The following is a 21,626-nucleotide window of genomic DNA, read 5'->3' as shown; positions in this document are numbered from 1 at the left end:
CAAGCATCAGCGGTGGCTGTCCAGGAACGCCTGCACCTGCGCCTGCAGCCACTGCGGATCATCCCACATCAGGAAATGGTGGCCGCTGGCGCTCAGTTCGATGCGCACATCTGGCAGTGCCGCGTACTGCGTCTGGAAGATCGTGCGCGCCGACGCTTCGGTGGCACCGAAGGCCTGGTACGACGCCCACGCACCGAGGACCAGGGTGGGCGAACGGATGCCGGCCACGTCCTGCCGCAGGTCATGCACCAGCAGCGAGTACATCGCACCCGCCGTGCTGGCACGGTCGCTGTCGCGGCCCCAGCGCTGCAGTTCCGGCAGCCGCGCGGCGACGTGGGTCAGCGGTGCCAGCGCCGCCTCGGCCTGCGCCTGGTAGCTGGCCGCGTCCGCCGCCAGCATGGACGTGCGCATCTGTCCGGCCAGCGCCCGCACGCTCTGCGCAGTGGCCTGCGGGTTCTGCATGCCGGCGTAGAACGGCACCGCGTCCACGATGATCAACGGCCCCAGCGCATCCGGCTCCTGCACGGCCATGGCCAGGGTCAGCACGCCGCCCAGGCTGTGGCCGATCACTGCCGGATGGTGCAGCTTCCGGGCGTGCACATAGGCCAGCACCTGATCGCGCATGGCCGACAGGAAGTCGTCCGGCAGCGGATCGGCTGGCGCCGCGCCGGCGAAGCCCGGCAGCTGCAGCAGATGGCACTGCACGTCCTTCAGCGCCAGGCAGGTCTCGCGCCAGACCTCCGCACTGCTGTTCAGGCCGGGAATCATCAGCAGCGGACGGCCGGTGCCGACGACCTCGACCTGGACGGTGCCGCTGGTCGCAGTGGCGGCGTGCGCCAGCCCGGGCCCCAGCGCCGTCATCGCCGTCATCGCCGCGCCCATCATCATCCGTCGTGCCAACAGGCTCGTCATCGCACTGCTCCTTCATCGGGCGAAATTGCCACGGCAGCAGCGTGCCGGCGGAGCGGGGTCCGCGGTTGCGATTCAGGAGCAACGGCCCGGCAGCCGGGTGAACGGTCGCGCGCGACGGGCCAGTTCTTCACACCATGAAACTTCACATCCATCTTGATGGAGAGATATACTCAATCGTACCCGCCGCCACTGCCCGTGCCATGACCGCCATCAGCTTCGAGTTCTACCCGCCCAAGACCGATGAGCAGCGTGGCCAGCTGGACCGTGCCGCCGCCCGGTTGAAGGCCTACGCGCCCGACTATGTGTCCTGTACCTTCGGCGCCGGTGGCTCCACGCTCAGCTACACCTCCGAAACGGTGCGCCACCTCAACCAGCACCATGGTTTCGACGCGGCACCGCACCTGTCCTGCGTGGGCGGCACCCGCCAGGAGATCCGCGAGCTGCTGAAGCTGTACCGCGCCATCGGCTGCCGCCGGCTGGTCGCACTGCGCGGCGACCTGCCCTCGGGCATGGGGTTTCCGGGTGACATGCGCTACGCCGCTGAACTGATCGCCTTCATCCGTGCCGAACACGGCGACGCCTTCCACATTGAAGTGGGGGCCTACCCGGAAACCCACCCGCAGGCGTCGGATGCGTTGGCCGACCTGCGGCACTTCAAGGCCAAGATCGATGCCGGCGCCGATGCCGCCATCACCCAGTACTTCTTCAATGCCGATGCGTATTTCCACTTCGTGGACGCCGTGCGCAAGCTGGGCGTGACCGTGCCGATCGTGCCGGGCATCATGCCCATCGCCAACTTCAGCCAGCTTCGCCGCTTTTCCGAACAGTGCGGCGCCGAAATCCCGCGCTGGATCAGCCGCAAGATGCAGGCATACGGCGACGATGCCGAATCGGTGCGGGCGTTCGGTGCCGAGGTGGTCGCCGGGCTGTGCCAGCGACTGGTGGACGGCGGCGCGCCGGGCCTGCACTTCTACACCCTGAACCTGGCCAAGCCGACGGTGTCGGTGCTGAAGCTGTTGCAGGGCTGATTACGCACAACTTTGTCGGCATCGGCGTTACGCTGGGCCCATGAACCTCGCAATTCCCGCCGTGCTGGCTGTCGTGCTGGCCAGTCTGCCGGTGCTGGCCCACGCGCAGGCCACACGCTTGAACCGCTGCACCGATGCGCAAGGCCAGAGCGTGTACACCGACCGCCCCTGCGACAGCCTGGGCGCGCGGTCGCGGCAACCGCCGCCCGCACCGGCCGGTGCCACCGCGCAGCGCGACACACTGGGTGCGCAGTGCCCGCGCCGGCTGAGCGAGCTGGTGCAGGCGGTGCAGACCGCCGTGGCGACCGGCGATGTGAATCGGCTGTCGTCGCTGTATCTGTGGGGTGCGGTGTCCGATGCAGGAGCGCAGCGCATCCTGGGGCAGCTGGAATCGGTTGTGCGGCGCCCGCTGGTGGATGTGGTGCCGGTGTACCCGCAGCAGGTGGTGGATGAGGGTCAGAGCCCTGCGGTGCAGGGATCCGACCCTGAGGAACCTGAGACGCCTGTGCGCCGCCACCCGGTGGGGCTGCGGCTGGAGCAGACGCTGCCGGGCAGCGCTACGCGCGCGGCCACGGTGATGGGGTTGCGGCGGCAGTACGGGTGTTTCTGGATCACCCTTTGAGATCGCATCCAAGGGTGGGGTCGGATCCGCGCGCAGCGCGGCTCTGACCCTGCCTCAACCTCTGGCAACCTCTGGGGTCAGTGCCGCGCTGCGCGCGGATCCGACCCCTCAGGCATCCGCTCAGGTGGGCCACAGGCCGCGGATCGCGGCAATGCCCTGCGCGCCGTGGCGGCGGGCGTCGGCCACGTGGCGTGGTTCCATCCCACCCAACGCATAGATCGGCAACGACACCTGCGCACGCAGCGCGGCGAATCCTTCCCAGCCCAGCGGCGCGGCGCCGGGATGGCTGGCAGTGGCCTGCACCGGCCCCAGCACTGCAAAGTCGCAGCCCAGCCGCTGCGCGGCCTGCAGCTGCGCCAGATCGTGGCACGAGGCAGCCACCAGCTGGCCGGCCGGCAAGGGGCGCTCGGCCAGGGCCAGCACCTGCTCACTGCCCAGATGCACCCCGACCCCCAACGCTACGGCCAGTTCGATATCGCGGTTGACCAGCCACTGCGGCCCACCTCGACGGTGGGAGCCGATGGCGCTTTCGATCAGCAACTGGCGCTGCGGGTGCTGCGGCGGCAGGCGCAACTGGATGCGCTGGTGGCCGGCGGCAACCGCCTGCTGCAGCTGCTGCTGCCACTGCTGTGCCAGTGCGTCATCGTCGGCCGGCGCCGGGGTGATCAGGTACTGGTCGGGCTGGCGTAGTGCAGCCACCACCGGCAGATCGGCCGGCGGCATCGAATAGCGGCCCAGCTTGTCCTGGGCTACCCAGGTGATGGCCTGGCCTTCGCGCCCGCGCGGGCTGCCCTTCCAGCTGCGCACATGGCGCACTTCCAGGGTCAGGTGCTTGTCGGGGTAATGCTGCGGCACATCCATCAGCCAGTCGCCGATGTCGGCCTCGATGCCCAGCTCTTCGCGCAGTTCGCGCACCAGGGCCTCTTCGGAGGTTTCACCCGGTTCGCGCTTGCCGCCGGGGAATTCCCACAGCCCGGCCATGTCCCGGTTCTCGGTGCGGCGGTTCAGCAGCACGCGGCCGCGGGCGTCGGTGATGACTGCGGCCACCACGTGAATCGATCGTTTCGGGGGAGGCATGGCCAGAGCATGCCCAATCGGCGGCGCCCAGCGCAACCCAAAAAAGGGGCCCCTTGCGGGGCCCCCGGTCTACATCCACGCAGTACGCGTGATCAGAACTGCACGTTCCAGGTCATCTGCGCGCCCAGCTCGTGCTGGCCGCCACCGGCGCGGCCCTGTGCACCCAGCGACAGACGGCTGTTGTCGCCGATGTTCACCGACACGCCCAGCTCGGCGATGCCGACGTTGCGGGCCAGCGGCACGCCATCGATGCTGAAGGTGCTGCTGCCCACTGCAAAGCGCTGGCGCGAGCTGCTGCGCACATCGCCGGCCGCGTTCTGCCAGGCCAGGCCGGCCACCAGGCGGGCGCCGTCGTCCTGGCCAGCGCTGATGTCCCAGCTGGCACGCAGGCCGGCGGTCGCGGTCCACACCTCGTCCTTGCTGGCATCGATCACCAGCGCGGTGCTGCCGCCGGTTTCCTGCGCCGCATCGGTGGACAGGCGGGTGTAGGCCACGGCCACGTACGGGGTCAGCACCAGGCGATCCAGGTCCATGTCCCAGCCACCTTCGGCGAAACCGGACACGGCATCGGCGCTGTAGCCGGCACGCAGGCGCTGCTGCATGCCACCCACGATGGACGTGCGGTCGGTATCCACGTCGTAGTCGGCATAGCTGGCACCGGCGGTGAACCAGGCCTCGCCCATGCGGTAGGAGGCGTACAGGCCACCGTGCACGGCATCGACATCGGCCTTGCTGCTGCGCGCGTCCACCTGCTGGCGCAGCGTCTCGGCACCGGCGGCCAGGCCCACCGTCCAGGCTTCACCGAAGGTCCAGTCCAGGCCGGCCATCAGGCCTTCGCGGTGCTGGCGGCTGCGGGCGCTGCCATTATCGCCGTCCTGGCTATTGGCGGCGCCACCGCCGGACAGCCAGAACCCACCGCCCTGCGCCTTGGTCGTCGGGTCGGTGCGCAGGCGCTGGGAAATGCCTTCACGCAGGAAGCGATCATCCAGCAGCAACGCACGGTTGCTGGCGTGGATTTCGCCCGACAGGTGATCGAAGGCCAGCCGCGCTTCGTCGGCGTCCAGCATCAGCAGCTGGTTGTACAGCGCCAGCGCCTGCCCGGACTGCTGCAGGGTATCCAGCGCGCCGGCAGTGGCCAGGTGGTTGCCGGTGGCGGCAACGGCACCGAACACGGCCGGCGGCGTCACGCCACCGCCCTCGCCCGGGGTACCCGGTGTGCCCGGCGTACCCGGATCGGGGTTCGGACCCGGGCCAGGACCCGGGCCGGTCTCGTCACTCTTCACCGCGATCAGCAGACGCACGTCGTTGCCGGCCTGCACCAGGCTGGGGTCGAGGAAGGCCGAACGCGAGATCACGTCATCGAACTGGCCTTCAATACCGCCGGCCGCGCTCAGGATCGTGTAACTCTGGCCATTCTGGTAGCTGGTGGCCGGGTCCAGCGCGGTGATGCGCACGCCGGTGGCACCGTGTTCACCGGCGTAGTTGACCTTGCCCAGGTAGGCCTTGCCGGCCACCGTCAGCAGGTCGGCCTGGCCGTTGCCCAGCACGTCCACGTCGTAGAACGCCTTGCCGGCGACCTGTTCGGCGGTGACGGCCATGTTGTTGAAGTACAGGTCACCATCGATGGTGATGGCACCCACACCGTTCTGGCCCGGCGACAGCACCGCGCCGTTGCGCACGAAGGTCTGGCCCACGGTGGCGTTGCCGGCCAGCACGCCGCCGTCGCGGATGTTGGCGGTCGAGCTGCGGATGACCGCGCTGCCCAGGCCCGTGCCGTAGTTGATCTCCTGCTGGAAGCCCGACGCGCCATTGAGCACCAGGGTGCCGCCGGTCACGATGATGTCCTGCGTCACCGCCTGGCTGCTGCCGGTGTAGCCCTGGCCAGTATAGGTATCGGAGTTGATGACCAGGGTGCCGCCGCTGACGTTGATGTCTCCGCCGAAGGCGGTCAGGTCACCGTCCAGCGTGGTGCTGCCGGCCAGCTGGTGCAGGCCACCGTAGGTCATCGACGCAGACGAGCTGGCGATGGTGTTGGACAGGGTGATGTCACCGGTGTGGTTGAACAGCAGGCCGCCCTGGCCGTTGTTCATGGTGATCGGCGAACCGTCCAGCTCACCGGCCGCTTCGGCCGCTGCCCAGGTCGGGCCGTCGGCAGCGGTCCAGTCCTGCAGGCCGCCACCGATGACCAGGTAGCCGCTGTTGTCCAGGGTATAGCCGGTGCCGGCGCTGAGCGTGGCACCGTTGTTCACCACCAGCACGCCGAGCGGATCGAAGGTGGTGCGGCCGACGGAGATGCCGTTGGCAGCGGTGATGGACGAGCCCTCGCCGCTGACCAGGACCTGTTCGGGGTACAGCGCGGCGGTGCCCTTCGGGAAGTCCGAGCCACCGGACACACTGAGGATGTCGGTGCTGATGCGGGCGCCGTCGAGCACCTGCAGGTCGGTGGTGACTTCCATCACGCCGGCGTTGATCCACTGGCTGTCGGCACCGGTCAGGGTGGCCTTGGCACGGCTGGCGCCGGTACCGGCACCGAACGAGTTCTTGATGTTGGCCACGTCCGAACGGATCGCGCCGCCGTTGTCGATCAACAGGCTGGCCGTGGCGTCCACGCGCGCCGATTCGATGGCCGAACCGGCACCGCTGACTTCAATGCGGCCGACCTGGCCCCGGTCACCCGACGAACCGTCCGGCGTTTCGGCGATCAGCGAGGTGGTGGCGCGCAGCACGCCACCGTTTTCCACGCGCAGCAGTGCATTGCCGCGTTCGCCCAGTTCGAAGGTGTCGGTCTGCACGGTGCTGGCGCCGGACACGCGCATGGTGGCGGTCGAGCCGGACTCCTGGCCGAGCAGAATGTCCTGGGCCACCAGGACGCCGTCGGTCACGTTGACCGTGCCGGTGGCGCCGTCGACGATGCCCACGGCCAGGGTCTGGCCGACGTTGACGATGCCGCCGCTGGCCACGTTCAGCTCGCCCTGGCCGCGCTGGCCGACGATCAGGTGGTTGTTGGCGATGTTCAGTACACCGCCGGTGTCGACCTTGACCGAACCGGTGCTGCCTTCGTCCGCGCCGATGCGCATGCCCTGCAGCAGGGTGGAACTGTTGACGGCGGTGGTGTCGACCACGCCACCATTGCTGATCACCAGACTGCCGCTACCGGCCTTGCCGATATCGATCTGGCGTGCGGTGAGCTTGGAACCCACGCCGCTGACCAGCGCTGCACCCTCGCCGCCGGACACGTTGCCCAGCACCACGTTACGGGCCACGGTCACGGTGCCGCCGTCGGTCAGGTTCAGCACGCCCTTGCCCGCATCACCCACGCGCATGTCGTCGAACGTGTTGGTCAGCACGACGCTGCTGCCGAGCCCGGTCACGTTCAAGGTGCCGATGCCGCCGACCGCCGTACCCAGCGACACCGGGCCATTGGAGGTCAGCACCGCGCCCGACACCAGGTCAATGGTGATCGGCGAATCAACACCGATGCGGAAGCCATCCACATAGCCGCGGCTGTCGGACACGGTCTCGTCGCTGGGGAAGTCATAGACGGCCGCCAGCGCAGACTGCGCGGGCAGCACGGCCAGCGCCAGCAGCAGTGCGCTGCGCAGCGACGACGGGCGGAGGGCGTGGCCGACGCTGGTGCGGCCCGGCGAATGTGACGTGGTGAGTTCAGATGCAACCTGCACCTGGCCGGTGGTGTGGTTGAACACCTGGCGATAGATCCTGTTCATGAAGCTCCATGTGTTTGTCGATCAGGGATGCGCGGTATCGCGGGGGCGACATCGACGCAGCTCCGCCGGCAGGTTCTGCAGTCCCACCGCAGAGCCCGTGCAACATACGGGCGCGAACGGGACCTGCCCATGGCGCGGGCCCTACTTTGGTGTGGGGGTTGCCCCGACACGCGGGTCAGATAAATCTGAAAACTCTCGTTATGGGCAATGGCTCACAAGACGCATCTGCCAGAACAAAAAAAGCCCCGCATTTGCGGGGCTTTTGCGACTCAGCTCGGTTTACTCAGCTCAGCTCAGCTGACCGTGGCAGTGCTTGAACTTCTTGCCACTGCCGCACGGGCACGGATCGTTGCGGCCGACCTTGGGCTCGTCGCGCTGGCGCTGCGCCACGCCCTGCTGTGCTGCCTGCACCTGGGCCGCTTCTTCGTCGGCGCTGTAGCCGCCCGCATCCTGGTGCTGGAACTGCGACTGGCTCAGGCGCGCCTGCGCCTGCTGGCGCTCGGCCGCTTCCAGTGCCTGCACTTCCTCGTCGCTGCGGATACGCACGCGGGCCAGCAGGGTCACCACTTCGCGCTTCACGTTTTCCAGCATGTCCGAGAACAGCTCGAAGGCTTCCTTCTTGTATTCCTGCTTGGGCTGCTTCTGTGCGTAGCCGCGCAGGTAGATGCCCTGGCGCAGGTAGTCCATGCGGGCCAGGTGTTCCTTCCAGCTCTGGTCCAGCACGGTCAGCATCACGTGCTTTTCCAGCGCACGCATGGTCTCTTCGCCCACGCCGGCTTCCTTCTCGGCGAAGTGCTGGTTCACGCGCTCCAGCACCTTGGCGGCAATGGCTTCGGCGTCCAGTTCTTCGTGCGACTTGACCATGTCGACCAGCGACATCTGCAGGCCGAAGTCCGATTCCAGGGTGGCTTCCAGGCCGCGCAGGTCCCACTGTTCGTCGATCGAGTTCGGCGGCACGAAGCGCGCCACCACGTCGAAGATCACGTCGTCGCGGATGCCATCGACGTTGTCCTTCACCGATTCGGCGTCCAGCAGTTCATCGCGCTGGGAATAGATCACCTTGCGCTGGTCGTTGTTGACGTCGTCGAAGTCCAGCAGGTTCTTGCGGATGTCGAAGTTGTGCGCTTCCACCTTGCGCTGCGCCTTCTCGATCTGGCGGCTGACCAGGCGGTCTTCGATGACGTCGTCTTCCTTCATGCCCATCATGCGCATGGCCTTCTGCACCCAGTCAGAGGCGAAGATGCGCATCAGGTTGTCTTCAAGCGACAGGTAGAAGCGGGACGAACCCGGGTCACCCTGGCGGCCGGAACGACCGCGCAGCTGGTTGTCGATACGGCGCGATTCGTGGCGTTCGGTACCGACGATGTGCAGGCCGCCCGCGGCCTTCACTGCATCGTGGCGCTTCTGCCATTCGGCCTTGATCGCGGCCTTCTGCTCGTCGGTCGCGCCTTCGCCCAGCTCGTGGATTTCCGCTTCCAGCGAACCGCCCAGCACGATGTCGGTACCACGGCCGGCCATGTTGGTGGCGATGGTCACGGCGGCCGGGCGACCGGCGTTGGCGACGATGGTCGCTTCGCGGTCATGCTGCTTGGCGTTCAGCACTTCGTGCTTCACACCGGCCTTGCGCAGGTGCTCGGACAGCATTTCCGAGGTTTCGATCGAGGTGGTACCCACCAGCACCGGCTGGCCGCGCTTGGCGCACTCTTCGATGTCGGCCAGCACCGCATTGAACTTGCCCTTGCGGTTCAGGAACACCTGGTCCGGGCTGTCCTTGCGGATGGTCGGGCGGTTGGTCGGAATGACCACCACTTCCAGGCCATAGATGCTCTGGAATTCGAATGCTTCGGTATCGGCCGTACCGGTCATGCCGGACAGCTTCTTGTACATGCGGAACAGGTTCTGGAAGGTGATGCTGGCCAGCGTCTGGTTCTCGCGCTGTACCGGCACGCCTTCCTTCGCTTCCACGGCCTGGTGCAGGCCGTCGGACCAGCGGCGGCCGGACAGGGTACGACCGGTGAACTCATCGACGATGACCACTTCACCATCGCGCACGATGTAGTCCACGTCACGCTGGTAGATGGCGTGCGCGCGCAGTGCGGCGTTCAGGTGGTGGACCACGGTCAGGTTCTGCGCCGCGTACAGGCCTTCGGTCTGGCCGTCGAGGATGCCGGCGTCGACCAGCAGCTGCTCGGCGTGCTCCATGCCCGCTTCGGACAGGTGCACCTGCTTGCCCTTCTCATCGACCCAGAAATCGCCTTCGCCGTCTTCGGCTTCCTGCTTCACCAGGTTCGGCACGATGCGGTTCACCCGGATGTACAGCTCCGGGGAATCGTCGGCCGGGCCGGAGATGATCAGCGGGGTACGGGCTTCGTCGATCAGGATGGAGTCGACTTCGTCGACGATGGCGTAGTGCAGGCCGCGCTGGTAGCGGTCGGCCTTGGACAGCGCCATGTTGTCGCGCAGGTAGTCGAAACCGAATTCGTTGTTGGTGCCGTATGTGATGTCGGCAGCGTAGGCTTCGCGCTTGTCGCTGTGCGGCATGCCCGGGTACACCACGCCCACGCTCAGGCCCAGCCAGTTGTACAGCTTGCCCATCTGGGCGGCGTCGCGGCGGGCCAGGTAGTCGTTCACGGTGACCACGTGCACGCCCTTGCCTTCCAGCGCGTTCAGGTACACCGGCAGGGTCGCCACCAGGGTCTTGCCTTCACCGGTGCGCATTTCTGCGATCTTGCCCAGGTGAAGCACCATGCCGCCGATCAGCTGCACGTCGTAGTGGCGCATGCCCAGCACGCGGCGGCCGGCTTCGCGGCAGACCGCGAAGGCTTCGGGCAGCACCTTGTCCAGGGCTTCACCGCCGGCGATGCGCTGCTTGAACTCCGGCGTCTTGGCCTGCAGCTGCTCGTCGGAAAGCTTCTCGATCTCCGGCTCCAGCGCATTGATCTTGGCGACGATGCGGTTGAGCTGGCGCAGCTGTCGTTCGTTACGACTGCCAAATACGCGGGTAAGCAGGCTGTTGATCATTGAAGGAACCGGGTTGGATGGACACAGCGGCCCGGTCGTCCCCCTGGGGATCCGTCCGCCGCAAACGAAACAGGGCGCCTGGCGCCCTGTCGATGGCAACACCCATTGTAGCTTGGGACGGGCGGCAGGGGTTTCAACCCTTGCGCGATGGGGTCAGAGCCCTTCCGCGTTGCGGTAGGGATCCGCCCCCGGACGAGGGCTCAGCCGCGGCTGATACGGCCCACCGGCGTGTTGCCGCCGTCACCCAGGAACTTGCGCGGGTTGACCACGTTGCCGTTTTCCCAGACTTCGAAGTGCACGTGGGCACCGGTCGAGCGGCCGGTGGAACCGGCCTTGGCCACTTCCTGGCCGGCGCGCACCAGGTCGCCCACCTTCACCACCAGGCGCGAATTGTGCGCATAGCGGGTCACGTAGCCGTTGCCATGGTCCACGTCCACCACGTTGCCGTAGCCGCCCTTCACCCCGGAGAAGCTGACCACGCCATCGGCCACGGACATCACCGGGTCACCGACGCGGGCGTGGAAGTCCATGCCCTTGTGGGTGGCGGCACCGCGACCGAACGGGTCGGCACGGGTACCGAAATTGGACGTGATGTAGGTGTTGCGGATCGGCATGCGCGAGGGCACGGCGTTCTGCTGCAGCTGGTGGTCGAACATCAGCGATTCCATCACCGACAACTGGCGGCCTGAAGCAGCGAAGCGCTGCTCCAGCACCTGTAAGTCGGCGTTGACGTCCTTCACCGGGATGTCCGCGGTCGGGCCGCCGGCATCGCCGTCACCCAGGCCGGGGGTCTCGTTGAAGTCGAATTCGCCGTCTTCCAGCTTGCCCATCTGGGTCAGCCGTTCGCCCAACGCGTTCAGGCGGGTGGCCTGGGCCTGCAGCTCGCCCATGCGAGCGGCCAGTGCGTTGACCTGGGTCTGCGCATCGCGCTGGACCTTGGCCAGCTCGGCCTCTTGGCGGTCGACCTTGGCCTGCAGGCGCGAGTCGTTCAGCGCGCTGGCGCCGAAGCCGCCGGCAAGGCCGATAATGCAGCCTACCCCGAGCACGCTGCCCAGCAGGGCGCGGGGGCGGTCCTCGAAGTAGAACCGCAGACGCGTGAGCGGCGATTTGGCCTGACGTTCACGCGTTTTGATTACGATCTTTTTGAATGCCATCAGTGAGTTTTCATGTCTGAGCCGAAATCCAGCGTTCGCCCTGCGTCCAAGCCGAAACCGGCCCTGGATGCAGTGATGGCGGACAAAAGCGGGAACCCGCTGCGGCGTGCCATGTGGCTCGACGCGCTGGACCGTCAGTTGCGCCCCCAACTGCCGCCCCCGCTGCGCAACCGTTGCCGGTTGGCCAATGTGGACGGCGAACACCTCGTTTTTCTCGTCGAATCCCCGGTCTGGCATGCCAAGTTGCGGCTTGCCGAAGCCCAGTTGCTCGACGCGGCCCGGTCCATCGGGCTGAAGGCCACCAAGGTGACCATCAAGACTGCGTCTCCCACTCCCTCGCGCTCCCCAGCGCACGACAACCGGAATGGCCCCCACGCAGTTTCAGCCGCCACGCACAAAGGGCTACGCGACGCCTTGGCAGCCTTGCAGGATGTCCCCGGTAAAACGGGAAAAGGGTCCTGATGGCAGCGGAGCATCCGGCTCCGCTCCCCGTCGCGCGTGTCACCGCTGCGTGAAACATTTTCGGGGGCCGGGTCGCATCCTAGCGGCACCCCGTGGTCGAGTCGTTAGATTGTTGTTAAAACAACGTTAAATTCAGGCTTTCGATCGGCCAGGTTCACAAAACCGTGACCCGGTGAGCGCATTCACGTCACGCTTCACGGCGCCCGCCGGCAGCGGCCACGGAAACGACAACGCCGCCCTGGAAGGCGGCGTCGTTTCTTTTCAATTCAACAACTTAGTCAGTTACGCGTACGCCGGCATGGCATACACCACCGGGTCTTCCACGCTGGGCGATTCGTAGGTCACCCACTCCCAGGCGGTGGCATCGGCCATCAGCGCCCGCACCAGCTTGTTGTTGAGCGCATGACCGGACTTGAAGCCCTCGTACGCGCCCAGCACCTGGCCACCGGCCAGATAGAGGTCGCCAATCGCGTCAAGAATCTTGTGGCGCACGAATTCGTCGGCGTAGCGCAGGCCGTCTTCGTTCAACACGCGGAACTCGTCCAGCACGATGGCGTTGTCCATCGAACCGCCCAGGCCCAGGTTGCGCTCGCGCATGTATTCCAGGTCGCGCATGAAACCGAAGGTGCGCGCGCGGGAGATTTCCTTGGTATAGGCCTGCGTGGAGAACTCGATTTCCTGGCGCGACTGCTTGGCCGGAATCATCGGGTGGTCGAACTGGATGGTGAAGCCCAGCTTGTAGCCCTCGTACGGGGTGAAGCGGGCGACCTTGTCACCTTCGGTCACTTCCACGGTCTTCAGCACGCGGATGAAGCGCTTGGGCGCGTTCTGTTCCACGATGCCGGCCGACTGCAGCAGGAACACGAACGGGCCCGAGGAACCGTCCATGATCGGCAGTTCGGGGGAGGACAGTTCGACAATGATGTTGTCCACACCCAGGCCGGCCAGGGCCGACATCAGGTGTTCGACAGTCTGGATCTTGGCGTCGTTGCAGGTCAGGCCGGTGCACAGGGTCACTTCGGTGACCAGCTCGGCCTTGGCGGGCACTTCCACTACCGGGTCCAGATCGACGCGACGGAACACAATGCCATGGTTGACCGGTGCCGGGCGCAGGGTCATGTAGACCTTGTCACCGCTGTGCAGGCCAACGCCGGTGGCGCGGATCGTGTTCTTGAGAGTGCGTTGCTGGATCATGGGGGGCAGACCGGAAGTGACACACTAGATTAACACGCAGGGTCCCATACCCCGGCTGAAACGCCGTGTAGACGCCGGTGGGACGCGCGAAGCGAGGCGGCCGGGCCCATCCTGGCCCGGCGCCTGCATTTCAGGACATGGTGGCGCAACCCAGGGGGGACAAGCCCCGGGTTACCCCGGTCAGTCCGCCTGGCGGCGCAGGAACGCCGGGATGTCCAGGTAATCGTTGGGCAGTTCTGCCGCCGCCGGCGACGAAGCGCTCGGTGCCGACGGGGTGGACGCCGCCACGCTGTCGCTGCTGGCACGGCGCAGGCCCAGGCCCATGCCGCCCACGGCCTTGGACACTGCATCGCCGCCGTTGTCGAAGTCGCCGAATTCCGGCTGGCCGGTGGTGGCGTTGCGCACCAGCTTGATCGGCGCACGCTCGCCCGGGCGCTGGCTCTTGCTGGCCGAGACGCGGTTCAGGCCGGTGGCCACCACGGTCACGCGCACTTCGTCCTGCATGTCCGGGTCCAGCACGGTGCCCACCACCACGGTGGCGTCTTCGGAAGCGAAGCCATCGATGGTGCGGCCGATCTCGTCGAACTCGGCCATGGTGAAGTCGGCGCCGGCGGTGATGTTGACCAGGATGCCATTGGCACCTGCCAGGTTCACATCGTCCAGCAGCGGGTTCTGGATGGCCGATTCGGCAGCGGCCTGGGCGCGGTCATCGCCACGGGCGGTGCCGGTACCCATCATCGCCAGGCCCATTTCGGACATGACGGTGCGCACGTCGGCGAAGTCGACGTTGATCAGGCCCGGGCGCACGATCAGATCGGCGATGCCCTGCACGGCGCCCTGCAGCACGTCGTTGGCAGCGCGGAACGCCTGGATCATGGTGGCGTTGCGGCCCAGCACGGTGATCAGCTTTTCATTGGGAATGGTGATCAGCGAGTCGCAGTGCTGGCTCAGTTCCTCGATGCCCTTCAGCGCCACCTGCATGCGGCGACGGCCTTCGAACGGGAACGGCTTGGTGACCACGGCCACGGTCAGGATGCCCATTTCCTTGGCCAGCTGGGCCACCACCGGTGCCGCACCGGTGCCGGTGCCGCCGCCCATGCCGGCGGTGATGAACACCATGTCCGCGCCCTGCAGGGCGTCCATGATGCGCTCGCGGTCTTCCAGCGCGGCCTGGCGGCCCACTTCCGGATTCGCGCCTGCGCCCAGGCCCTTGGTGACGTTGGTACCCAGCTGCAGCTGCAGCTTGGCACCGCAATTCTTGATGGCCTGCGAGTCGGTGTTGGCGGTGATGAATTCCACGCCATCCACTGCCGAGTTGACCATGTGCGCCACGGCATTGCCGCCGCCGCCGCCCACGCCAACCACCTTGATCACCGCATTGGGTGCCATCTTTTCGATCAGTTCAAAATGCGCCATGTCCGTGTCCTCGTTGTATCCGCTTTCGGTGGCATGGGCGTTCAGGCCTCCTGCCTTTGCGCGTCATGTTGCCGTTGCGGCTGTGTGGGTTGTGTGTTGCCTTGAAGCGGCACTGCAGGTGTTGCGGGTGTTGCGACCGGGCACGCCCGGGTGTTGCAGGTTGCGCGTCAGAACTCGCCGCGGAACCAGGTCTTCAATTTCTTGAACATGCTGCCGGCGCGCCCGGTGGGCAGCGACGGGCGACGCGGGTGTTCGTTCTGGCTGCCCATCAGCAGCAGGCCCACGCCGGTGGCATGCACCGGGTTGCCCACCACTTCGCCCAGCCCGGTCACGTGCTGCGGAATGCCCACGCGTACCGGCATCTGCAGCATTTCCTCGGCCAGTTCGACCACGCCTTCCATCTTCGATGCACCACCGGTCAGCACCAGGCCGGCACGCACCAGTTCCTCGAAGCCGGAGCGGCGCAGTTCGGCCTGCACCATCTCGAAGATTTCCTCGTAGCGGCCCTGCACCGCCTGCGCCAGCGAATGGCGCGGCATGCGGCGCGGCGGACGGTCGCCCACCGACGGCACCTGGATGCTTTCCTCGGCGGTGGCCAGCTGGGCCAGGGCGCAGGCGTAGCGCACCTTGATCTGCTCGGCTTCCGGGGTGGGCGTGCGCAGCATGTGCGCGATGTCGTTGGTCACGTGGTCGCCGGCGATCGGCAGCGATGCGGTGTGGCAGATCGCACCCTGCACGAACACCGCGATATCGGTGGTGCCCGCACCCATGTCCACCAGCACCACGCCCAGCTCCTTCTCGTCGGCGGTCAGCACCGCCACGCTGGATGCCAGCGAGGACAGCACCAGGTCGTCCACCTGCAGGCCGCAGCGCTGCACGCACTTGCTGATGTTGGCCGCGGCCGATTGCGCGCACACCACCAGGTGCGCATGCACCTCCAGGCGCACGCCGGTCATGCCCACCGGGTTGCGGATGCCTTCCTGCGAATCGTCCAGCACGTATTCGCGCGGGATGGCGTGCAGGATCTTCTGATCGGCCGGGATTGCCACCGCCTTGGCCGCATCCAGCACGCGATCCAGGTCGCCCCAGGTCACTTCACCGTCGCGGATCGGCACGATGCCCGGCGAGTTCTTGCACTGCACGTGGTTGCCGGAAATGGAGGCGTAGACCGAACGGATCTCGCAGCCGGCCATCAGCTCGGCTTCTTCCACCGCACGCTGGATCGACTGCACGGTCGATTCGATGTCCACCACCACGCCGCGCTTCAGGCCGCGCGACTCATGCGAGCCGATGCCGATCACTTCGATCGGGTTGCCCGGCGAATACTCGCCCACCAGCGCCACCACCTTGGAGGTGCCGATATCCAGGCCGACGATCAGCGATTTGTCACCCTTGCGATTCATGTCCTTTCCTGCGTCCTTCGTGCCGGGGTGGCCGGCGCGTCGGCCGGGGGCGGGGTGCCCCAGCTCAACGTGAAACCATTGGTATAGCGGAGGTCCGCCCGTTCAATCGGTGCGGCCTGGTTGGCCAGCTGCGGCAGCACGCGCACGAAGCGCTGCAGGCGCGAGCGGGCATCGTCGCGGCCCACCACCACTTCGGTGCCATTGCTCAGCAGCAGCGACCAGCTGCCGCGCGCGTCCATGCTCAACCGGCGCACATCCACGCCGGCCGGGGCAAACAACGCGCGCGAATCGTTGTAGAGCTTCACCACTTCTTCGGTCTGGCTGTCCGGGCCGTCCAGCTCCGGCAGCTGCAGGTCGGCCAGCTTCTTCGGCGTGGGGAACAGCTTGCCCTGCTCAGACAGCAGGCGGTCGTTGCCCCAGCGGGCGAACGGCTTGTGCTCAACCAGGGCCACTTCCAGCACATCCGGCCACTGCTTGCGCACGCGTGCGCTTTCCACCCAGGGCAGCTTTTCCAGTGCGTCCTGCGCATCCTGCAGCTTCACCGCGAAGAAACCGGCGTGCGCATACGGCAGCAGCACCTGCTGCAGCTGTTCCGGCGGCACGCGCTTGAACTCACCGTGCACGCGCAGCTTCGCCAGCGGCCAGCGCTCGGCGCCAACCCAGCCATTGACCACGGCTACCACCGGCAGTGCTACCACCGACAGCGCCAACAGCCAGACGAAGATGCGCAGCACCGCGTTCATGCGTGCGTTGCCTCCAGGGTCTGTTCCAGCACGCGCCACACCAGTTCCTCGAAACCGATGCCGGCCTGTGCTGCCGCCTTGGGCACCAGCGAATGGCTGGTCATGCCCGGGGCGGTGTTCACTTCCAGCAGGAAGAAGCGGCCGCTGGCGCGGTCACGCATCACGTCCACCCGGCCCCAGCCACGGCAGCCCGCCGCGCGGAAGGCGGCCAGCGCGATGCGGCCGATCTCTTCCTCGTCGGCGCCGTCCAGGCCCGGGCACAGGTACTGGGTGTCTTCGGCGATGTACTTGGCGTTGTAGTCGTACCACTGGCCCTTGGGCACGATGCGGATCGACGGCAGCGCCACATCGCCCAGGATGGCCACGGTCAGTTCGTCGCCCAGCACCATCTGTTCCATCAGCAGCTGGCCGTCGTAGCGCGCGGCCAAGGCCACTGCTTCGTCCAGGCCGGCGTCGTCGGTCACCCGGCTGATGCCCACGCTGGAACCTTCGTTGGCCGGCTTCACCACCACCGGCAGGCCGAGTTCGGCTGCGTTGGCATGCACGTTCTCCGCAGTCACCTTGCGGTACTGCGGGGTCGGCAGGCCCAGCGACAGCCACACCTGCTTGGTGCGGATCTTGTCCATGCTCAGTGCCGAACCCAGCACGTTGGAGCCGGTGTACGGCACGCCGAAGGCATCCATCAGGCCCTGCACGATGCCGTCCTCACCGCCACCGTTGTGGCCGTGCAGGATGTTGAACACGCGGTCGATGCCACCGGCGGCCAGGGCCTTGGCCAGCGCCGGAATGCCGTCGACGGCGAACGCATCGACGCCGCGCGCCTGCAGCGCTTCCAGCACGTTGCGGCCGGAATCGAGCGAAACTTCGCGTTCGCTGGACGTGCCGCCCAGCAGCACGGCCACGCGGCCGAACACGGCCGGATCGGTGCTGCGCAGCGGCGGGAAGGTCAGCGTGCTCACGCCTGGCCCTCCGTCTTGAAGCCTTCCACCGCGATCTGGCTGGCCACAGCGCCAATGTCGCCAGCGCCCATCATCAGCAGCAGGTCACCGTCCTGCAGCACGTCCGGCAGCACGCTGGCCAGCTCGGCGGCCTTGCCCACCACCACCGGCTCGCTGCGGCCGCGCGCACGGATGGCGCGGGCCAGCGCGTGCGAATCTGCACCGGCGATCGGTTCCTCACCGGCCGGGTAGACCTCGCTCAGCACCAGCGCATCCACGCTGGACAGCACCGCCGCGAACTTGTCGAACTGGTCGCGGGTACGGCTGTAACGGTGTGGCTGGAAGGCCACCACCAGGCGTTTGTCGGTCCAGCCGCCGCGCGCCGCGGCGAACACCGCTTCCAGCTCGCTGGGGTGATGGCCGTAGTCGTCGATGATGCGCACCTTGGCGCCGCTGGCGGTGGTCACCTCACCCAGATCGTTGAAGCGACGGCCGACGCCGGCGAAGCTTTCCAGCGCACGCGCAATCGCGTCCGGCGCCACGCCCAGCTGCCAGCCCACCGCCGCAGCGGCCAGGGCGTTCAGCACGTTGTGCTTGCCCGGCAGGGCCAGCACCACTTCCTGGCTGGTGCCCTGCGGCAGGCGCAGGGTGAAGCGCATGCGCGAACCTTCCTGCACCACGTTTTCCGCACGCACGTCGGCCTGCGGGCTCATGCCGTAGCTCATCACGTGGCGCGGGGTCTTGGCGGCCAGCGCGGCCACTTCCGGGTCGTCGATGCACAGCACGGCCAGGCCGTAGAACGGCAGGCGCTGCAGGAACTCGGCGAACGCGGCCTGCACGCGGGCGAAATCGTTGCCGTAGTTCTCCAGATGATCGGCATCGATGTTGGTGATGATCGACATCAGCGGGTTCAGGCGCAGGAAGCTGCCATCGCTTTCGTCGGCCTCGGCAACCAGCCACTGGCCACCGCCCAGCTTGGCGTTGGCACCGGCGGCCAGCAGCTGGCCACCGATCACGAACGTCGGGTCCAGGCCGCCTTCGCTCAGCACCGCCGCGGTCAGGCTGGTGGTGGTGGTCTTGCCATGGGTGCCGGCCACGGCGATGCCGCGGCGGAAGCGCATCAGCTCGGCCAGCATGGCCGCGCGCGGCATGATCGGAATGCGCTGGCTGCGCGCTTCCATCAGCTCTGGGTTGTCTTCGCGGATGGCGCTGGACACCACCACACAGTCGGTGCCCAGCACGTTGGCCGCCGAATGGCCGCGCATGATACGCGCACCCAGACCGGCCAGGCGGCGGGTGGCTGCGTTGTCGGCGTTGTCCGAACCGGACACTTCGTAGCCCAGCGTCAGCATCACTTCGGCAATGCCGCTCATGCCGGTGCCGCCGATGCCGACGAAATGCACGCGCGGGAACGCGCGCACCAGATCGTTGGTGTCATGCAGGCGGCGGATCATGCGCGGCCTCGCGCGTGGCAGGCGCTATGGCAGGCCTTCTTCATACTGCTTCCTCAAGAATGATATCGGCGATGCGCTCGGCGGCATCGACCTTGGCCAGGGCACGCGCGGCTTGCGCCATCTGCATGCGGCGGGCGGGATTTTCGGACAGTTCGCGCAGCAGTGCGGCAATGCCGTCGGCCAGCGTTCCGTCCTGCTTCAGCAACACGGCCGCGTTGCGCTCCACCAGGTACTCCGCGTTGCGGGTCTGGTGGTCATCAACGGCGGCGGGGAATGGAACCAGCACGCTGCCCACGCCCACCGCGCACAGTTCGGCCAGGGTGGACGCGCCGGAACGGCACACCACCAGGTCGGCCCAGGCGAAGGCATCGGCCATGTCGGCGATGAAGGGCGTGATCTCAGCCTGCACACCAGCCTTGGCATACGCCTCGACCGCTTCGGCGTGCATCTTCTCGCCGCTCTGGTGGCGCACCTGCACCGCCACGCCGGCGCCCAGCGCGGCAATGGCCTGCGGCACACCGGTGTTCAGCGCGCGCGCGCCCTGGCTGCCACCGACCACCAGCACGCGCAGCGGGCCGTGGCGGTCGGCAAAGCGCTGTTCCGGCGGTGCGATGGCGGCAATTTCCGCGCGCACCGGGTTGCCGACGAACTCTTCGCCCTTGGCGAAGGTGCCGGGGAAGCCTGTCAGCAGGCGGCGCGCATAGCGCGACAGGATGCGGTTGGTCAGGCCCGGCGCACGGTTCTGTTCATGGACGATCAGCGGCAGGCCATGCAGGCGCGTGGCCATGCCACCGGGACCAGAAGCGAAACCACCGAAGGCGACCACCGCACGCGGCTGGCGCTGGCGGATGATCATGCCGGCCGCGCGCAGTGCGCGCATCAGCCGCCACGGGGCGGCCAACAGAGCCAGCTTGCCCTTGCCGCGCAGTCCGGTGATGGCCAGCGTATCGATGTGGATGCCGTGCTGCGGCACCAGGCGGGTTTCCATGGCACCGTCGGCGCCCATCCAGGTAACCGGCACGCCACGTTCGCGCAACACGCGGGCCACGGCCAGGCCGGGGAAGATGTGACCGCCGGTACCACCGGCGAGGATCATCACCGGGCGGTGGCTGGCCGTGGTGGTCGGGGCGGCGCTCATGACAGCCTCCCGAAGGTCGGTTCAATGCGCGACTGCAGGCGGCTGGTGCCGCGCGCGGCTGCAGCCGGGGCCGCCGCGGCCGCCGTGCTGGCCGCAGCGTTGGCCACCGAAGGCGCCGCTGCCGGTGCGGACGGGGCTGCCGGCGCGCTGGCCGCTGCCACCGGCACGCCTTCGTCGGCCGCGCCGATGCGCACGGCCTGGCGGCGCTCGGCGCGCTTCAGTTCGTAGGACACGCGCAGCAGCAGGCCCATCGCCACGCAGGTCATCAGCACCGACGAACCGCCGGACGAGATCAGCGGCAGGGTCAGGCCCTTGGTCGGCAGGATGCCCAGGTTCACGCCGATCGAAACGAAGGTCTGCATGCTGATCCACAGACCGATGCCGAAGGCGATGTAACCGGAGAAGTGGCGCTTCATTTCCACACAGCGCATGCCCAGCCAGAAGGTACGACCCACCAGCAGCGCGTACAGGGCGATGATCACGCAGGTGCCCAGGAAGCCGAATTCCTCGGCGGTGACCGAGAAGATGAAGTCAGTATGCGCTTCGGGCAGGTAGTACAGCTTCTGCACCGAATTACCCAGGCCCACGCCGGTCCACTCACCGCGGCCCACCGCCATCAGCGCGTTGGACAGCTGGTAGCCGTCGCCCTGCTGGTCAGCCCACGGGTCCAGGAACGAGGTGATGCGGCGCATGCGGTACGGCTCGATGATGGCCAGTGCGCTCATGCCCACCAAGCCGATCACCACCGGCATCGACATGCGCGGCATGTTCACCCCGCCCAGCACCAGCATGCCGGCGGTGATGGCCAGCAGCAGGGTGGACGAACCGAAGTCGGGCTGCAGCAGCAACAGCACCACCAACGCACCGGCCACGCCCAGCGGCTTGAGCATGGCCGGCCAGGTCGCGTTCACTTCATCGCGGAAGCGCACCAGGTAGCTGGACAGCCAGACGATGTAGAGCACCTTCACCGCTTCCACGGTCTGGAACTTGGAAATACCCAGGTTGATCCAGCGGCGGGCGCCGTTCACGCTGCTGCCCAGGCCGGGAATGAACACCACCAGCAGCAGCGCGAAGCAGCCCAGCAGCAGCACCTGGTTGTACTGCTCGATCGACTTCAGTTCGGTGCGCGCGGCGATGACCGCCAGCACGATGCCCACCGCCAGGAAGATCAGGTGGCGGTTGAGGTAGTAGAACGGGCTGCTCATCAGCGCGATCGAACTGGACGCCACCATCACCACGCCCACGCCGGTGAGCGCGATGATCGCGCCCAGCAGCCACTTGTCGTAGCTGCCTTCGATGGCTTCAAGGCGGGTTGCCTGGCGGGACAGGTCGTTCATGC

At 67.2% G+C, this 21,626-nt stretch carries 16 protein-coding genes; 3 read left to right on the top strand and 13 right to left on the bottom strand.

Features of this window, described 5'->3' with window-relative positions; genetic code table 11:
- Positions 1–6: 6 nt before the first annotated feature.
- Positions 7–912 (bottom strand): alpha/beta hydrolase, encoded by a 906-nt coding sequence (locus IAE58_RS03445; protein WP_233614495.1) that lies wholly within the window; start codon positions 910–912, stop codon positions 7–9.
- A 200-nt stretch (positions 913–1,112) separates the two neighbouring features.
- Here IAE58_RS03445 and metF point away from each other — a divergent pair, with 200 nt between their 5' ends.
- Together metF and IAE58_RS03435 are read left to right on the top strand one after the other, a co-directional pair.
- Complete coding sequence (metF, locus tag IAE58_RS03440; protein WP_108748541.1) at positions 1,113–1,940, top strand: methylenetetrahydrofolate reductase [NAD(P)H]; 828 nt, start codon at positions 1,113–1,115, stop codon at positions 1,938–1,940.
- A 40-nt stretch (positions 1,941–1,980) separates the two neighbouring features.
- Positions 1,981–2,562, top strand: coding sequence for a DUF4124 domain-containing protein (locus tag IAE58_RS03435; RefSeq protein WP_199932222.1), 582 nt, complete (start codon positions 1,981–1,983; stop codon positions 2,560–2,562).
- A 120-nt stretch (positions 2,563–2,682) separates the two neighbouring features.
- Here the strand turns inward: IAE58_RS03435 and IAE58_RS03430 are convergent, their stop codons facing one another.
- The 4 genes from IAE58_RS03430 to IAE58_RS03415 all read right to left on the bottom strand — a co-directional run bounded on the left by IAE58_RS03430 (position 2,683) and on the right by IAE58_RS03415 (position 11,539).
- Positions 2,683–3,639, bottom strand: coding sequence for a Nudix family hydrolase (locus IAE58_RS03430; protein WP_199932223.1), 957 nt, complete (start codon positions 3,637–3,639; stop codon positions 2,683–2,685).
- A 92-nt stretch (positions 3,640–3,731) separates the two neighbouring features.
- The gene (locus IAE58_RS03425; protein WP_199932224.1) at positions 3,732–7,364 is read right to left on the bottom strand and encodes an autotransporter domain-containing protein; all 3,633 of its coding nucleotides are present in this window, start codon (positions 7,362–7,364) and stop codon (positions 3,732–3,734) included.
- 288 nt (positions 7,365–7,652) lie between these two features.
- Positions 7,653–10,385, bottom strand: a complete 2,733-nt coding sequence (secA, locus tag IAE58_RS03420; protein ID WP_108752184.1) for a preprotein translocase subunit SecA — start codon at positions 10,383–10,385, stop codon at positions 7,653–7,655.
- Positions 10,386–10,585: 200 nt separating this feature from the next.
- Positions 10,586–11,539, bottom strand: coding sequence for a M23 family metallopeptidase (locus IAE58_RS03415; protein ID WP_108752183.1), 954 nt, complete (start codon positions 11,537–11,539; stop codon positions 10,586–10,588).
- A 12-nt stretch (positions 11,540–11,551) separates the two neighbouring features.
- On the opposite strand from IAE58_RS03415, the gene IAE58_RS03410 reads away from it, so the two are divergent.
- Positions 11,552–12,001: a DUF721 domain-containing protein gene (locus IAE58_RS03410; protein WP_199932225.1), complete on the top strand. Its 450-nt coding sequence runs from the start codon at positions 11,552–11,554 to the stop codon at positions 11,999–12,001.
- 282 nt (positions 12,002–12,283) lie between these two features.
- Here the strand turns inward: IAE58_RS03410 and lpxC are convergent, their stop codons facing one another.
- From lpxC to ftsW, 8 genes are all read right to left on the bottom strand, one after another.
- Positions 12,284–13,195: a UDP-3-O-acyl-N-acetylglucosamine deacetylase gene (gene lpxC / locus IAE58_RS03405; protein ID WP_108748534.1), complete on the bottom strand. Its 912-nt coding sequence runs from the start codon at positions 13,193–13,195 to the stop codon at positions 12,284–12,286.
- Between the two features lie 180 nt (positions 13,196–13,375).
- On the bottom strand, positions 13,376–14,611 hold the full coding sequence (gene ftsZ / locus IAE58_RS03400) for a cell division protein FtsZ (RefSeq protein ID WP_108748533.1): 1,236 nt from the start codon (positions 14,609–14,611) through the stop codon (positions 13,376–13,378).
- 167 nt (positions 14,612–14,778) lie between these two features.
- Entirely contained in the window at positions 14,779–16,014 is a 1,236-nt protein-coding gene (gene ftsA / locus IAE58_RS03395; RefSeq protein ID WP_079220634.1) for a cell division protein FtsA, read from the bottom strand.
- Positions 16,011–16,757, bottom strand: coding sequence for a cell division protein FtsQ/DivIB (locus tag IAE58_RS03390; RefSeq protein WP_199932226.1), 747 nt, complete (start codon positions 16,755–16,757; stop codon positions 16,011–16,013). Before IAE58_RS03390 ends, ftsA begins: the two co-directional genes overlap by 4 nt.
- Positions 16,754–17,716, bottom strand: coding sequence for a D-alanine--D-alanine ligase (locus IAE58_RS03385; protein WP_199932227.1), 963 nt, complete (start codon positions 17,714–17,716; stop codon positions 16,754–16,756). The genes IAE58_RS03390 and IAE58_RS03385 overlap by 4 nt, the downstream gene beginning before the upstream one ends.
- The gene (murC, locus tag IAE58_RS03380) at positions 17,713–19,149 is read right to left on the bottom strand and encodes a UDP-N-acetylmuramate--L-alanine ligase (protein WP_108752181.1); all 1,437 of its coding nucleotides are present in this window, start codon (positions 19,147–19,149) and stop codon (positions 17,713–17,715) included. The genes IAE58_RS03385 and murC overlap by 4 nt, the downstream gene beginning before the upstream one ends.
- A 40-nt stretch (positions 19,150–19,189) precedes the next feature.
- On the bottom strand, positions 19,190–20,287 hold the full coding sequence (gene murG, locus IAE58_RS03375; RefSeq protein ID WP_199932228.1) for an undecaprenyldiphospho-muramoylpentapeptide beta-N-acetylglucosaminyltransferase: 1,098 nt from the start codon (positions 20,285–20,287) through the stop codon (positions 19,190–19,192).
- On the bottom strand, positions 20,284–21,624 hold the full coding sequence (ftsW, locus tag IAE58_RS03370; RefSeq protein WP_199932229.1) for a putative lipid II flippase FtsW: 1,341 nt from the start codon (positions 21,622–21,624) through the stop codon (positions 20,284–20,286). The genes murG and ftsW overlap by 4 nt, the downstream gene beginning before the upstream one ends.
- Between the last annotated feature and the right edge of the window lie 2 nt (positions 21,625–21,626).

Origin of the sequence: Stenotrophomonas sp. S49, assembly GCF_016624905.1 — a bacterium.
In the GTDB taxonomy this organism is placed as follows: domain Bacteria; phylum Pseudomonadota; class Gammaproteobacteria; order Xanthomonadales; family Xanthomonadaceae; genus Stenotrophomonas.
The sequence above is the reverse complement of the archived record's forward strand: the minus strand, read 5'-3'. Positions and strand labels throughout refer to the sequence as shown.